The sequence below is a fragment of the Rouxiella sp. S1S-2 genome, from assembly GCF_009208105.1.
Classification (GTDB): Bacteria; Pseudomonadota; Gammaproteobacteria; order Enterobacterales; family Enterobacteriaceae; genus Rouxiella.
Genome location: NZ_WFKL01000001.1, coordinates 4,245,016 through 4,261,040, shown reverse-complemented (window position 1 = coordinate 4,261,040; position 16,025 = coordinate 4,245,016). Strand labels below are relative to the sequence as shown.

Below are 16,025 nucleotides of genomic sequence, written 5' to 3'. Positions count from 1 at the left end.
CCGAGGAAGGACATTCCGCACTACGCCGAATGTTTTTAAGATCTCCTTTCACGGCGAGATCGAAGACAATGAAAATCTTGTAAGGTTAATAATATGCAAACTAAAGCTCCGTTATCGCGCATAGTCGTCATAATCACCGCTTTGTTCGCCGCGTTAAGCGGATTATATTTATTGGTCGGCGGAATATGGCTGACGGCAATAGGGGGCTCCCTCTATTACATTATCGCCGGTGTTGTTTATCTGGCAACGGCATGGTTGCTCCTGCGCCGCCGTGCTTCAGTTTTGCTGCTTTATGCCGTGTTCCTTTTGGCAACCACTATTTGGGGCCTGTGGGAAGTGGGGTCCGACTTCTGGGCACTGACGCCGCGTTTAGACGTGACGTTCTTCCTGGGTTTGTGGATCCTGCTGCCCATCGTTTACAACACCATGAGCAAAAAAAATGCCTTCGCACGCGGTGCGCTGGCAACCTCTCTGGTGTTCACCGTGGTGGTACTGGTTTACTCAGTATTTAACGATCCGCAGGAAATCAACGGCACCATCCCAGCGGCAGACAATGCGCCGGTGCAGTCTACTTCGGGCGTTGCCGATGCAGACTGGCCTGCCTATGGACGCACCCAGGCGGGCACCCGTTACTCCCCGCTGAGCCAGATCAACGATAAAAACGTCGGTCAATTGAAAGAGGCCTGGACCTTCCAGACGGGCGACGTGAAAACGGCGCACGATCCGGGTGAATTCACCGATGAAGTTACGCCAATTAAAATTCGCGATACGCTTTATCTGTGTACGCCGCACCAGAAGCTGTTTGCTCTGGATGCCGCAACCGGTAAGCAGAAGTGGGTCTTTGATCCCCAGCTGAAAACCGACCCAACCTTCCAGCACGTGACCTGTCGTGGTGTGTCTTACCATGAAGCGCCAGACGTTGCCCAAGGCAATGCTTCAGGTTCAGCCGCGCCAGCCATCTGTGCTCGCCGCGTTCTGCTGCCGGTGAACGACGGCCGTATGTTTGCTCTTGATGCTGAAACAGGCGCGCGCTGCCCTGATTTTGGTAACAACGGCGAACTGAATCTGCAGAGCAACATGCCTTACGCTTCTGCGGGTCGTTATGAGCCAACTTCACCGCCGATTGTCACTGATAAAGTGATCGTGGTTGCCGGTGCGGTTACCGATAACTACTCAACCAAAGAGCCTTCAGGCGTTATCCGTGGTTTCGACGTGAACACCGGTAAACTGCTGTGGGCCTTTGATCCAGGCGCTGCTGATCCGAACAAGATCCCTGGTCCGGGCGAAAACTATACGCCTAACTCACCTAACTCTTGGGCACCTGCTGCCTACGATGCGAAGCTGGACCTGGTTTATCTGCCAATCGGTGTGGAAACCCCTGATATCTGGGGCGGTAACCGTACTCCAGACATGGAGCGTTACGCGAGCAGCCTGCTGGCGCTGAATGCTTCTACCGGTAAACTGGCCTGGGTTTATCAGACTGTGCACCACGACCTGTGGGATATGGACGTACCGGCTCAGCCCACTCTGGCAGACATTACTGACAAGAACGGTAACAAAGTTCCGGTTATCTATGTTCCTACCAAAGTGGGTAACATCTTTGTTCTGGACCGTCGTGACGGCAAGCTGGTTGTGCCTGCAACGGAAAGACCTGTTCCACAGGGTGCAGCCAAAGGCGACCACACGTCTCCTACTCAGCCGTTCTCTGACCTGACTTTCCGTCCAGAAGCCAAACTGACCGGCAAAGACATGTGGGGCGCAACTATCTACGACCAACTGATGTGTCGTGTGATGTTCCACCGCCTGCGTTATGAAGGCACGTTCACCCCGCCTTCAGAGCAGGGTACGCTGGTGTTCCCGGGTAACCTGGGGATGTTCGAGTGGGGCGGTATCTCCGTTGATACCGATCGTCAGCTGGCTATCGCTAACCCGATCGCGCTGCCGTTCACCTCTAAACTGATCCCACGTGGACCGGGTAACCCAATTGAGCCGCCTGCAGGCTCTACCGGTGGCAGCGGTACCGAGTCTGGTATTCAGACCCAGTACGGCGTGCCTTACGGCGTAGAACTGAATGCGTTCCTGTCTCCGCTGGGCTTCCCATGTAAGCAACCTTCATGGGGTTACATCTCTGGTGTTGACCTGAAAACTAACGATATCGTTTGGAAAAAACGTATCGGTACCGTGCGTGACAGCTCACCTGTGCCATTGCCGTTTAAAATGGGTATGCCAATGCTCGGTGCGCCAACCTCAACGGCGGGTAACGTATTCTTCATCGCAGCAACCGCAGACAACTACCTGCGCGCGTTCAACATGAGCAACGGCGACCAACTGTGGCAGGCACGTCTGCCAGCGGGCGGTCAGGCTACTCCGATGACTTATGAAGTGAACGGCAAGCAGTATGTGGTGATTGCAGCCGGTGGTCATGGTTCATTCGGCACCAAGCTGGGTGACTACATTATCGCCTACGCACTGCCGGACGATGCTAAAAAATAATTAACTTAATGGCGGCGGAAGCTGTCAGCGGTTAACTCGATATCAAGGGCCACTCAGCAATGGGTGGCCCTTTTTTTTCCCTTTTATGAAATTTACTTAGTTGAAACGTTAGAGTTTTATATTGGCCGGCTCGGTAATGTGTTTACCCTTTCAAACACCAACAGGTGTTCGCCTTCAGGACACTTTCACCGAGATCGATTAATGAATAATCAGCCCGTTTCACAACATTATCTTGTATCGCCCGCGTTAATCACGGCGGTTAAGGTGATAACCCTTCCACAAAATATTGTCGTTGTTCCGACCGTGCTTATGGTGGTGAACAATTCTGCTCAGCCCGCGTCAACAAGCGGGGAAAGTGGCTTCAGTACCGCCGTAAACCTCCCTGGCAATAATACGTTTAATCGTGCGGAATTTTTTTCCAGGGCGGAATGTATATCAAGACAACAGATCGAGGCGGCAAAATTAGCCACACCAAGACTCCCCCTTCAGACCGGGAGTGAGTATGTGACTGCGCTGGTAAATGCACCGGGAGGAGACAGACTTAGTGCAAAACAGTTGGCGGATGCGGCGGATGTTTCACGCAATACGGTGGGCCACATCATAGGAATTAGAGGCGAAACGATAGGGACGACGTCCTTACGAGAGATTAAACGTGATGAAGGGGAAACCGATTTAAAGTACGGAAGAAGATTAAAATTACTTAGGCCTAACTACTCTAATGATGATTATGTCGCGGTATCGGGTGCGGCTAGAACGACGTTATTAGACTACCCCGAATTTCAGCCAGAAACACCTAAGGTAGCATCGTTAAGAACCAAACCAGAGGCTGAGCAACGTGAACATGAGTCAGTCAAGGACTGGGGGTTACGTTTAATGACTGAGTATAAACTGGCTCCAGCCGAATGTGCCCGTTACTGCGATCAAAAAGTCGGAATTTTCCGGTCATTGAGTCTCAAACGCACTGCTGGGCAGGCCAGTGACCCAAAAAAAGCGGTAAAGGCGCAACAGGCGGCTCATGTGTTCACTAAGCCTGAGATTCCCCTTCTACCTGCGCCCGTTCTCATCAATATTGCCACTGCACCCAATTTGACAATGGCCATGAAAGTGCCAAATAATTTTCCAGCTGCGGACGTACCGCAGGCGACAATTGATCTTTCTGATATTGAATATGCCAATTTCACACCGATAGGTTCACCGGCGCCAGTGCAGAGTCCTCTCTCGCCACCGCCGCTTGCCTCCTCATCCCATGAGCGTGCATATCTATTGCAAGAAGCTAACCAAATCAATTCGCTGCTTAACGCTGCTGATTTCCCGCCGACACGCTTCATTACCGTCCGAGGTAATGACGCAACCATTAATACTTACCGAAGAGTAAATATGCCGATTTCGTCAAGTGCTAATCCTCACAACGAAATCCGACTGATGCGGACTAATCCGCCTACGGGCAGTGCGACACAAGCATATTATGAGCTGTGTGACGGTGCCTACCGTGTTCCTAATCGTCACGATGCAGAGTCGTTGTATCGCGCATTGGCGCAGTACGAAGTATTGCAAGTCTCTGCGATGCCTATCGCCCAATTAGATCCTGATACCGTCACGCCGGGTGAAAATAACAGTAAGAATGAAGAAGAAAATAACAGAGAGCATGAAGCTGCCCAGCTGGGAGCAGATGCCAGAATGAGTGTTGTCGAGACAATAAGGCGTTATCAGGAAATGGCGGGAAATGCGTTAATGGCTCAGCCAGCCATGACGACCCACATTACGCGTGTCGATGACTCACCGGAAGGCATCGCGTCGTTATCGAGTTCGATAAGTTCGCTCTCAGTGGAAGAGAGGGCACCCGCGGCGAAAAAGGCCAAGTTACGGCAGATGATATGGAAAGCAGAACCAGAAAAATTACCGGGTTTATTAATCGAACTAGAAAAGGTTACGGCGAAAAGTCCTGCGGAGATTTTAAATTGGATCAGCAGTGAACAGTTAATGGAGCATGCGGTTCTCGCAGTCTTAAGCGGAAAGGCTCATCATACGGGATCAAGGGTGATGCGAGATACGGCGAAGGCGCTATTCAATATTCTAGCAACCCATTCTGAATTACAACATCAAGTTTACAATACGCTATTTCCAAATAATCATGAGCTTGGCCTTCGCTTTGTTAATACAATACCTTTGGTTATCCACTCGACGACGGGCGTAGTTATCACCCAATTGCTTAAAAAATTATGCGAAAATTCTGAAGTCAGGAGAGAGATAAAAGAGTTTTTCAAAGAAAAATATGTCGCTGACAGAGCGATGAGCGAAGAATATTCGCTTGATAGTAATTTTTACGGACGCCTTGGAATAATGTCCCGTGAAATGGCCCCAGCAAATAATAGTCTGGAGGGACGTAAAAGGAAAAATAAAGAAGACAGTCATGAAGGGGGTGTTCAACAAGCAGATAATTGGAAGTCAAATCTGTCAATATCACTACAAACTTTGCGCGAAAGTGGATTATCTAGGCGCACATCATTCTGGCGCACACTAACACACAAAAAACTTTTAAATAAGCCAACGGCAGAAGAGCAAGAACGCCAGCGCAATAACCTTGCCAGGATTATGTATGAGCATGTGCTGCCGATGTCTGAGGATAGGATACAAAGGTTACTGCAACTAGATTTAGAGAAATATTCTCGCTGGGAAACGAATACCAACGCATTTCGTGCCTCAGGACGAAAACTTCATGATGAACAACAGACGGTTAGGGCGCAAAAACGGCTGGAGTCGCTTGCCGCGACGGCGCTAGCTTCGGCTTCTTTGGCTATTCATGGGCAGAGACGCGCGGCTGCACGTAATGCCGAAAAATACCTGGAACAGGATGCTCTAAAAAATAGGCAGTGGCAGGAAGACCGGACAGTCCGCGATGTTGCCAACGAGACTCTGCGCCTGCGGTCGCCTAATTTTCTTGCGGCGGCGGCAGGTGCGGCAATCAATGCGTCCATGGGCGAGCTGCAGAGGATGGTCAGGCCTTCGGCAGCCAATATTCATTCGTTAATTCGTGAAGGCTACCCTCTGCAAGAAAATGAAAAAATGAAATCGAAAGTCAGTAGCCCTCAAAGTATGGCTTTGAATAAAGAAGCCACAATAGACCTGCCTAATACACCATTAACACATCCCGGCAGCGTGAGTTCGCAGATTGAAGGTCATATTAATGAAATAGTGGATAGGAAAGCATTTCTTACGGAGGAAAGTATTCCTTCCATTCATTTAAGCGACTTTGATTCTGATATCGATAATTCCCTATGGACGCCTGACAGCGAAGCAACAGAGTTATATGACCAGGCAGATCTTATGTCAGCTGATACCATAATTTATTCGCTGGATGATTCAATGAAAAGTAGAGAATCGATAAACGAATTTAATCTCGGATTAAATGAAATCTTAGACAGAACGATGGGCCCGTTGGACAGATTTAATCATGCTCTCGATGCACTATTGCCAGCCGTAGAAGTCGATCAGCAAGAAGTCGATGCTCTTTTAACGAGATATATCGAAGAGGATGATTTGAATTTGCGGATTTCTTTACCAAACACGCCTTTACATGAACCCGGAGTAGATGAACTTTCCCTCGAAAATATAGAGCTTCAGACTATTGAAAAATGAATATAGTAGAGGAGGGCAATCAATAACCCCATTCCCATCAAGCGACTCGACCTGCTGACCCGTCGCCGCAGCATGAACAAACCGCCTTGTTGGCGGACTAAGCTCGACGTTTACGGCGTTTAATTAAGGGACATATTTTTGTCCTTTCTTTTGTCCGTTTCATTAATGGCAGACACTGACTGTTTCAAGCAGTGTTTACCGATTGAACCTTCGTTAATGGGGTGTCTACTTTTTTTTTCGCCCTTTTTCATCATGAAAAATTATTCAAATGATTGAAAACTAGCAGTGATTTATTAGCCGAACACGTAGTCTCTCTTCTCCTTCTATTGGTAAGTAACGCGTTATTGCAACGCCTCTTCATAGAGAGTGACACCCGATGTCTGATAAAATCACACCGTCGTCAACTCCCCCCTTTATTCCTCTTCCTGATACTCGCGCTATGTCGCAGCCGGTCAGTCCGTGGATTTCCAGTCTGCAAGGCGTGGCTAATCCAGCCTCTTTTATCCCGTTACCTCAGGTAAGACCTTATAAATTGCGTGGTAATGAAGCTAAAAATAAAGAGATGTTTGCAGCGAAGGATAAAACGCCAAGGGAAAAGCACGAAACCTCACTTCAGTATGCCTACAGGCTGGGAATTGCCGCACCCCACTTAACGCATGCTCAATTGGCCGATGCGGCAGGGGTGACGCCGATTACGCTGCATCACTCACCTCTATTTCGAAAGCCTAATGAAGCTATCGATAAAATGCGTTCCGAAACGCACTGTCAACCGGACGAAACGCCTTTAGAGTACGGGATCCGTCTAAAGAAAGAATATCCAAACTACATTCTTAGAGACTATGCGACGGTGGCTGGGGTTAGCGCCAACACACTGGGGACGCGACCCCTATTTCAAAAAGTTACCGAAGGGGTAATACGCGCGCAAACTGAGTCTCCAAGATTACCGGGTGAAACTCAAATTGAGTGGGGGTTACGGCTGAAAGAATTACATGGCTTAAACGCCAGTGAGTGCTCTGCTGCAACCGGCGCTTTATTGAATAATTTTAGAAGAACCAAAGTGTTTGATGCACAGCAGCTCATTGATACATCAGCGTGTGACGCACAGGGGGTCACTGCCCCAGCAAACCTGCTCGACCTCGCCGGGATTGAATATCGCGATACCACGCCGAGTGCCTCACCGGCGCCTTCTACCTCATGCTGCTTACCCGAACCTGGAGTCGCACAACATGACTCCACCAGTGATATTTACAATCTTCCGCTCTCGCCAATGCCCTTATTTGGTCTTGAGGACATTAAAAATATGGCAGAGTTGATGCTGCGAGAAGCCGGTAGTTTCAATAATCAGCTGGGCGATCAGGTGGTACAGCTGTTGCTGAATTCGCGGAGGTTGCCCGCTGATATTGTCATCTCCGTTGTTCAAGAGGGTGAACAGCAACCGCTTTATTTTCGTGGAGTTACCGATATTCCATTTAATCGAGCGCCGTCAATGGATGAGGCTACTATTGCGCTGGTTAGGTCGGGGAAAGAAGACTGCGGCCATTATAATTTGTTTCAGCACGGTGTGAAGATGCCCAATCAACCCGATGGAGACTGCCTGTACCGTGCGATAGCCCAGGGGCTGGGACGTGAAGATACAGCAGCGGCCATCGCAGAATTAAGAGGCCATGCCGCTCAGGAATTCATCAATAACCACCATCAATATCTTCAAGCCGTGGACCTCGACACTTTTGAAATGGAGTATTTACAACTGCTTCATCAAAATAAGGTAGTTAACATTAGTCCTTCACAATACTCAACTTCTACATTCGAGGTGAACAATGTATCAATAGCCAGCTCCGCCAGTACAATTTCATTCGACGATCCAGTGATCGGTTCTAATAAAAGAAAACAAAAATCCACCGTAAGGCCGGGGCAATCAGAAAAATTACCCGATCTGCTAAGCCGTTTTATTCAAACAAGGAACGTTTATCCTGAAACTCTATTAAATTGGATCAGCGATGAACAGATAATAAGCTGGGCTGCGATGGGGATTGAAAGTGCCGAAGGAGAAAAAGTCGGGGCTTATGTTATTCATGAAGTGACCAGTACGTTGTTAAACCTATTGAATCGGCACAGAGTATCGGTTGATGACGTTGCTGCGGCTTTTTTACCGACAACCCGTGATTTACAACTGTCTCTAGTCAATACCTTGCCACTGATCATGAATCAACGGTCGGGGTTAAGGGTCGCTCAGCTAATAAGACTGTTGAGCAGTAATGTAGCCACCAGGCAAAAAATTCATAGTGTCATGCGAGAGAAATATACTTCGGACAGCCCGCTAACGCTGGAATTTATAAAAAACCAATCATTCTATGCACGCATAAAAAATATGTCACAAAGGCTTACAGCAGTGCAAGCCTCCAGGGCTTTCAAAGAAGGTCAGCAGAAAGGAATAAAAGCATTGTTGGATAGCGCAAAGGAAACGTTTGACCAATCGGTTAAAGAACTCCATGACGCGGGTCTGATAACAGAGCCATCACTACTCCAAAAGTTTTTCTCTTTTGAGAAAAGTCAATTAAAACACCCGACTCTCGAGAGAAAACACAGTCTGGACTCTTTATTGCCGGAAAATAACATCTTTAATGCTGCATTAGTCGATGATTTACAACAACGGGATCGGCAAAATTTCGAACGCTTTCAGAATAGGACGTTGGCGTTACGGGAGCAGACGCGTCAAATCAGAACTCAACAGGATGCCAAAGCCTCGCAGAGTTTACGACTGTCGTCATTAGTGACTGATGCCGCCATGGTGACCGCCGCGGCGCGAGGCGCTTACTCTGCCACAGCGCGTAATGCGGAAAAAGAGCAGCAGTGGGAGGCTGATAAAGAGATGCAGTGGCAGGAGTCTCGTGCTGTCCGGGACGAGCGCAGTGAACAGCTGCGTCATCAGGTGCTGGATACTGTTCAGGTTGATGCGCTAATGCCTACCTACGGCAACAATCATGAATGGGCAACCTTGCCTTTGGCACCCACTTTACCCGTTCCCCCGGAACAAGATCTTACGCTGGAAATCATGCGAAGTGCACGTTTTCCGTCGATACCCAGCGGATTACCTGAACGGGATCTTGTACTGCCCGACGTTCCAGACGTTGAACCGAATGAAAGGCACGGTATAGCAACGGCGATGCTTGACCCTATTTATTACCGTAAACCCAATCAATGATCTTCAATATCACTCACGGCAGTCTACAGTTAGATTATGACTGGCTAACCAAGAACTGCTGAAAAATGAACTTATTGCATCCGCTCAAACACTACTATCGTACTCGCCCCAGGTTGCTGGTTGCACTTTTGCTTGCCGTCATCAGCTTTTTCTTTTTACCGGCCAATCAGCCGCTCACCCAGCGGCTGCTGATTAGCTGGAACGTTCTGGCGTGGCTGTACCTGCTTTTTTTGTGGGTGTTGATGTTGAAAACGCCGGCCAAGGGAATCGCTCGCATTGCTCGCGCGCAAGACGAAAGTGCGGCCACGGTGCTGGCGCTGGTTTGCATAACCTGTCTGGTGAGCATTTTAGCGATATTGTTTGAATTGGGGGCAGTAAAAAATCTCAGCGGGGCTGACAAGGTGCAGCATATTGCCCTGACCGCCGCAACGCTGGTGGTATCGTGGTCTCTGTTGCCAACCGCCTTTACCATGCACTATGCGCACATGCATTATTTAAATAATGATGACGAGAATAAAGTCCTGCTGTTCCCCGATAAAATTCCGCTGCCCGGATATTGGGATTTTGCCTATTACTCCTTCACGATTGCCGTGGCGGCGCAAACGGCGGATGTCGGTACCGGTAATACCTCAGTGAGGAAAATCTCTCTGTTGCAGGCGGTATTATCCTTTATTTTTAATCTGGCTATTTTGGGGCTTTCGATTAACGTTGGGGCGGGCCTGATGAGTTAGTTTTTTTGCTCTGAAAAAATATCGACATCGAGATTCGACTTGAAATTCATTGCTTAAAGAAGGTATTTCTATTCTTCTTTATTTTTTGCAGTTTATTTCAGAGCAGGGTACTCATGAATAAATGGATTAAAAATACTACCGCAATCTTGTGTTTGGGTTTCGCTACGCAGGCAATGGCAAAAAATTGTACCGAGGTGCGTGCGGGTATTGATATGGGGTCTGGCACCACCAAAATTCTGGTCAGCGAAGTCAACGTTTGCACCAAAACACTGGGTAAAGTGCTGTTCGCTCAGGAAAAGCCGATTGGTTTTAATGAAGACTTGGCCAAGTCTGCCAACAATCAGCTTAGCCCGGAAATTCAACAGCAGGGCGTGACCACCCTTAAGGCGCTGGTCGGACAGGCACAGAAATTTCATCCGGTGCGTATTACCGGCGTAGCGACCGCTGTTTTCAGAACGGCAGCCAACGGGCCGCAGGTTATTAAGCAGTTTAACCATCAGGCGCACGTATCGCTGCGCGTTATTTCGCAAAAGCAGGAGGCTGAGCAAGGTTTTCTGTCGGCCAAGGCCGCGCTGAACGACCCCACAGTGAAAGACACTGATCTGCTGGTGTGGGACATTGGCGGCGGTTCAATGCAGATGACCACCTATAACCGGATAAACGGCATCAAAACGCCTGAAATTTATCAGGGTAAATTGGCGTCGGTCAGTCTGAAAGACATGGTTATTGAAGTGATGATGAACAAAGACCTCAAACAGGTCAGTTCACCTAATCCGGTTGGGCCACTGGCGGGAGAAATTTTACGTTGGGTGAAATTTTATGCCCGAACGCACGTAAATCCGCAAATTATGCAAGCGGCCGGCAGCAAAAAAGTGGTGGGTATTGGAGGAGTGCACGGTTATTCCATTAAAGATCAGCTACATCCGATCAACAACCAGTACAGTGCTGCCGATCTTGAACGCGTCGCTCTGGTGAAAACTACCCAGTCTGATGCTCAGTTATCCGGTGATTATCGCGCAACGGATGTGACAAATCTGCTGTTAGTCGAAGGTTTTATGCAGGCGTTGAATATTTCGGACGTCACCATAGTGAAGGCCAGCCTGATTCAAGGTATCTTGCTGCAATAAAGACAACTCAGGACGGTAAACGTTTTACCGTCCGATTTCCCCGGTTTTCGCCGAGGCATTAACAACAGGCACAACATTAGTGATAACAAGATATTGCGCAATGAAGATTTTTTTGTTGTGCCTGATGGTTTGCGTAAGCAGCGGCTGTAGTACTTTATCCAAAATGAAAACTGACCCTACTCGCGAACAGGGCCTACGGCTGGCGAGAACCGGTGATATTGGCGCCGAGGTCAACCGTCTTGCACTGCCTCTCATTTTACAGAAACAAACTCCGGGACTGGTGGTCGGCGTATTGCTTCCCGACGGTCAAACCCGCGTTTACAGCTACGGCGTAACTGGTGAGCCCGACGGCGGCAAGGTTAACGGCTCAACACTGTTTGCCGTTGCCTCGGTCAGCAAGGGTTTTTTGGCCGAGATAACCACGCTGATGGTGCAAAAGGGCGTTTTCCAATGGAATGAAACGCTTGAGACGCTGCTGCCGCCGAATACCCCGCTGAGTCCTGATGCCCGTAAAATTACTCTACTGCAGTTGGTGACGCATACTTCTGGTCTGCCGAGGCAAATGATGACCACTGAGATGCTCGGCGGCGTAGTGCAGTACCTTTTTACCGGGGACAACTTCTATCAGGCGCTCGACCGGCACAGTCTGGTCGACTACCTGGCCGACTTCTCTGCGCCACAGGACATCTCCCCGCGCTATTCCAATATTGGCTATGGGTTGCTTGACTACATCCTTGAGTTGCGCACCGAGAAAAAGGTTGAAACACTTCTGGCAGAACACATCACTGGCCCTTTAAAGCTGACGCACACCGGCTATCAGGCTCAGATGCTACCGGGCTATGTGCAGCGCGCGCTTGGGCATGCCGGTGACCAGCCGAAATTTATCCGCCGTGGCAGTCAGGTTCCCGACTGGCATTTTTCATCGCTGATGATTGGCGCCGCCGGACTTTATACCAACGCAGACGATCTGCTGACCTATGCAAGAGCTCATCTTTATCCCACCGGTGACCGCGCCCTTGATAATGCCCTACGTGACTCCCTGCGCGTGCGCTATGCCCGCAGCAGCGAGGCGGCGGCCAATGGCTGGATTGTTGATGAAATAGGCAAACAGACCATTACCTATCAGGTTGGGTTTATCGGCGGTTTCTCCAGTTATATCGGGCTGGACACGCGGCACAAAACGGCGGTAGTGGTGTTGCAAAACAGCTTTAACTGGACCAACAACATCGGTCATAAAGTTTTGCAACGAATGGGCGAGGCGATAGACAGCAAAAATGACTATGATAAAAATAGCGATGATGTAACGCATAAGGGTTTGAATCATGAGGCGTTACATTTTCATTAATTGCGGAACCTCAGTATTGCCGCCCCATTTTTGCCATAAACGTACGCAGGAGCAGTTTTATGTCATCAGGCACCACGCATCTCCAGAATACTCCCGACGATTTTATCTGGCTTGAAGAGATAAAAGGCGAAACTGCCGTTGATTGGGCTATTCAGCAAAGTAAGCAAACTCGTCGAGAATTTGCCGAAAGCGAACGTTTTGAAGCCATTCGCGACGACGTCTTTGATTGCCTAAATGCGTCAACGCAAATCCCCGGCGTGCGCAAGTGCGGCAACCTTTTTTATAACTTTTGGCAGGATGAGAAAAATCCTCGCGGTCTGCTGCGTCGTACCACCTTCGAGTCTTACCGCCGCGATGCCCCGGAGTGGGAAACCGTACTCGACATCGACGCATTGGGCGAAGCAGAAGGCCAGTCATGGGTCTATTACGGCATTCAGGTTTTAGCGCCGGACTATCAGCACGCCCTGCTGCACCTCTCTCCCGACGGCGGAGACGCTTCGGCTATTCGCGAGTTTGATCTCACCGCGCTGACTTTTGTTGAAGACGGATTTAACCTTCCTGCTGCCAAAAGCCGCGTTTCATGGATTGACCGCGACCGGCTGTTTGTTGCGACAGATTTCGGCCAAGATTCGATGACCACATCGGGTTACCCGCGCATCGCCAAAATTTGGCAGCGCGGCACGCCGCTTGAGCAGGCAGAGACGCAGTTTGTGGTGGAGCCAAACGACATGTCGGTGATGGTATTCCATGACGATACGCAGGGCTTTGAGCGAAAATTTGTGGGTAGAGTCATCGATTTCTATCATCGCGAAGTGTTTTTACTCGATGAGGAACAGGGACTGCTGGCGATTGACGTGCCGCAGGACGCCAAGTTCAGCACCTGGCGTGACTGGTTGCTGGTTTCCCCGGCAAGCGACTGGCAGGTTAACGGTGAAACGTATCCTTCAGGTAGCCTGTTGGTCACTGATTTTTCAGACTTTATGGCCGGTGGGCGCCAATTCAAATCGCTGTTTACGCCGGGTGCAACGACCACGCTCGACAACTATTCAATGACGCGTGATTACCTGATCCTGAGTGTTATGGACAACGTGGTGAATCGGCTTGAAGTGCTAAAGCCCGAAGGGGGACTGTGGACCCGCGAGGGGCTGGGGGATGCGCCAGACTTGAGTAAGATCAGTGCATCGGGTATCGACGACGAGACCAATGAATTCTTTATGACGGTGACGGGTTTTCTGCAACCCACCTCGCTGTATTACGGTGTATTGGGTGAGGAAAACGGTCGCACGGCAGAAATTATCAAACAGGCTCCGGCATATTTTGACGCCTCGGCCTATCAGGTTACGCAGAATTTTGTCACCTCCGACGACGGTACACAGGTGCCTTACTTCGTTATTTTGGCGAAAGATATTCCACTCGACGGCACTAATCCAACCATTCTCTACGGCTACGGCGGCTTTGAGATCTCTCTCGACCCCTATTATCTGGGGGTAACCGGTCCTGCGTGGCTCGAACGTGGCGGCGTATTTGTCATCGCCAACATTCGCGGCGGGGGTGAATATGGACCACGCTGGCATCAATCGGCACTGAAGGAAAAACGCCTGCGTGCCTATGAGGATTTCTCTTCGGTTGCCAAAGACCTGATTGCCCGAAAAATCACCTCACCAGCGCACCTCGCGGCCCAGGGCGGCAGCAACGGTGGCCTGCTGGTAGGCAATATGCTCACCCGTTATCCTGAACTTTTTGGTGCCATTATCTGTGAAGTTCCGCTACTCGACATGCAGCGCTACACGCAAATTTCTGCTGGCGCCTCGTGGATAGCCGAATACGGGGACCCGCAAAAACCTGAGGAGTGGGCCTATATTCAGGCGTTTTCGCCTTATCATAATATCGACCCGTTAAAAATTTATCCGCCGGTGTTGTTTAGTACCGCGACCAGCGATGACCGCGTTGGTCCTGGGCATGCGCGTAAAATGGCCGCCAAAATGCAGCAGTTGGGCATCGAAAACGTCTATTTTTATGAGAACACCGAAGGTGGTCACAGTGCAGCGGCAGACAAAGCCCAAAACGCCTTTAAACGTGCATTGGTCAGTGAGTTTTTGTGGCGATACCTTGCTGACAAGTAACGGGCTTTAAAATAATGCCCGGTGCGCAAGCTCGGGCATTTCATCCGCCACGTTTCCGCTTTAAATCCTTTCATTAATATTTTGAAATAGTTAAATCACTTTCCCTTAGGTAAAAGCGTTGCCCGCTAATCCGTTAACTGTTTATTATTCCGGCATCATTTGATAATGGTTCTTATAATCATTTCTATTTTACAATCAATTGTTCGGGTACAACCATGTTGAAAAATACTGCGCGCGTGCTGTCCGTAGCGGGCCTGATGGCCGCCTCTTTTGCGAGTTTTGCTACCACTTATCCACTGACCGTAACCGATATTTCAGGCCAAAAAATCACTCTCAATAAAGAGCCTGAGCGTATTATCGTTCAGGACGGCCGCGATATTTTATCGCTGGCGGTGCTGGATAAAAGCAACCCATTCAAGCGCGTCGTCGCCTGGAACAACCTGCTTAAAAATACCGATGCCGGTACCTGGGATATGCTGAAGAGCAAATGGCCAGCCTCGGCGAAAATTCTTGATATGGGCTTTAGCGATCAGGGTCAGGTGGATCTGGAAACGGTAATTTCAAAAAATCCCGACTTAATGATTGCCCAACTGAGGGCTAAAAAATCGCTGCAGCAGGGCGGCGTTATCGACAAGCTGAATGCGTTGCACATTCCGATAGTGTTCGTAGATTACGACATCAATCCTGCAACAGACACTGCCCCTAGCATCGAACTACTGGGTAAAGTATTGAACCAGGAGAAAAATGCCGCTGCCTACACAAAATTCTACAATGAACACTATCAGCGTATTCAAGACGCGATTGCTTCAATAAAGAATCGTCCAAATGTATTTATTGAACCGCTGGCTGGCCGTTCTGACTCATGCTGCTTTACTCACGGAGAAACGGGCTGGGGTAAACTGATTGAGGCCGTAGGGGCGAAAAATATCGGTTCCGCACTGCTGCCAGGCGCAACCGGTGAAGTGGCGCTGGAAAAAGTGATTGCAATGAAACCAGACGTCTACCTGTTTACCGGTTCTATTCATCCGGGCAAAGGCCAGACAACAATGATGCCGTTTGGTTATGGCGCATCGCAGGCTGAGGTAGATAAAGAAGCGAAGGTGCTTATCTCGCGCACGGGTGTTGCTCAGGTGCCCGCGGTGGCCGACAAAAATGTTTATGCTGTCTACCATCAGTTTTATAACCACCCTTACAACATCGTGGGGATGGAATATCTGGCAAAATTCATTTATCCGCAGCAGTTTAAAGAATTGGACCCGGCGCATACCTACCACGAAATTATTCGTAACTTCACACAGTTACCGGATCAGAATTTCATTTTCAGCTGGCAGCCTAAGAAGTAGTCGTACAGAACTTTACGCAGATCAC

The 16,025-nt window shown here is 49.3% G+C and carries 8 protein-coding genes; all 8 read left to right on the top strand.

The window, feature by feature from the left end; genetic code table 11:
* Positions 1-93 precede the first annotated feature (93 nt).
* The 8 genes from GA565_RS19510 to GA565_RS19475 all read left to right on the top strand — a co-directional run bounded on the left by GA565_RS19510 (position 94) and on the right by GA565_RS19475 (position 16,000).
* Entirely contained in the window at positions 94-2,493 is a 2,400-nt protein-coding gene (locus GA565_RS19510) for a glucose/quinate/shikimate family membrane-bound PQQ-dependent dehydrogenase (protein ID WP_152200210.1), read from the top strand.
* Between the two features lie 201 nt (positions 2,494-2,694).
* Complete coding sequence (locus GA565_RS19505; protein ID WP_152200209.1) at positions 2,695-6,129, top strand: hypothetical protein; 3,435 nt, start codon at positions 2,695-2,697, stop codon at positions 6,127-6,129.
* 376 nt (positions 6,130-6,505) lie between these two features.
* Positions 6,506-9,331 (top strand): OTU domain-containing protein, encoded by a 2,826-nt coding sequence (locus GA565_RS19500; RefSeq protein WP_152200207.1) that lies wholly within the window; start codon positions 6,506-6,508, stop codon positions 9,329-9,331.
* A 65-nt stretch (positions 9,332-9,396) separates the two neighbouring features.
* On the top strand, positions 9,397-10,062 hold the full coding sequence (locus tag GA565_RS19495) for a DUF1345 domain-containing protein (RefSeq protein WP_152200205.1): 666 nt from the start codon (positions 9,397-9,399) through the stop codon (positions 10,060-10,062).
* A gap of 113 nt (positions 10,063-10,175) precedes the next feature.
* Complete coding sequence (locus GA565_RS19490) at positions 10,176-11,189, top strand: Ppx/GppA phosphatase family protein (RefSeq protein WP_152200203.1); 1,014 nt, start codon at positions 10,176-10,178, stop codon at positions 11,187-11,189.
* A gap of 100 nt (positions 11,190-11,289) precedes the next feature.
* Positions 11,290-12,534, top strand: coding sequence for a serine hydrolase (locus tag GA565_RS19485; RefSeq protein WP_226950996.1), 1,245 nt, complete (start codon positions 11,290-11,292; stop codon positions 12,532-12,534).
* A 59-nt stretch (positions 12,535-12,593) separates the two neighbouring features.
* Positions 12,594-14,657, top strand: a complete 2,064-nt coding sequence (locus GA565_RS19480) for a prolyl oligopeptidase family protein (RefSeq protein WP_152200201.1) — start codon at positions 12,594-12,596, stop codon at positions 14,655-14,657.
* A gap of 215 nt (positions 14,658-14,872) precedes the next feature.
* On the top strand, positions 14,873-16,000 hold the full coding sequence (locus GA565_RS19475; RefSeq protein ID WP_152200199.1) for an ABC transporter substrate-binding protein: 1,128 nt from the start codon (positions 14,873-14,875) through the stop codon (positions 15,998-16,000).
* Positions 16,001-16,025: the final 25 nt, after the last annotated feature.

Bases quoted from the DNA above. Each gene is read 5' to 3' on its own strand.
- GA565_RS19480 (WP_152200201.1), top strand. From the start codon at position 12,594: ATGTCATCAGGCACCACGCATCTCCAGAATACTCCCGACGATTTTATC.
- GA565_RS19490 (WP_152200203.1), top strand. From the start codon at position 10,176: ATGAATAAATGGATTAAAAATACTACCGCAATCTTGTGTTTGGGTTTC.
- GA565_RS19500 (WP_152200207.1), top strand. From the start codon at position 6,506: ATGTCTGATAAAATCACACCGTCGTCAACTCCCCCCTTTATTCCTCTT.
- GA565_RS19505 (WP_152200209.1), top strand. From the start codon at position 2,695: ATGAATAATCAGCCCGTTTCACAACATTATCTTGTATCGCCCGCGTTA.
- GA565_RS19495 (WP_152200205.1), top strand. From the start codon at position 9,397: ATGAACTTATTGCATCCGCTCAAACACTACTATCGTACTCGCCCCAGG.
- GA565_RS19475 (WP_152200199.1), top strand. From the start codon at position 14,873: ATGTTGAAAAATACTGCGCGCGTGCTGTCCGTAGCGGGCCTGATGGCC.
- GA565_RS19510 (WP_152200210.1), top strand. From the start codon at position 94: ATGCAAACTAAAGCTCCGTTATCGCGCATAGTCGTCATAATCACCGCT.
- GA565_RS19485 (WP_226950996.1), top strand. From the start codon at position 11,290: ATGAAGATTTTTTTGTTGTGCCTGATGGTTTGCGTAAGCAGCGGCTGT.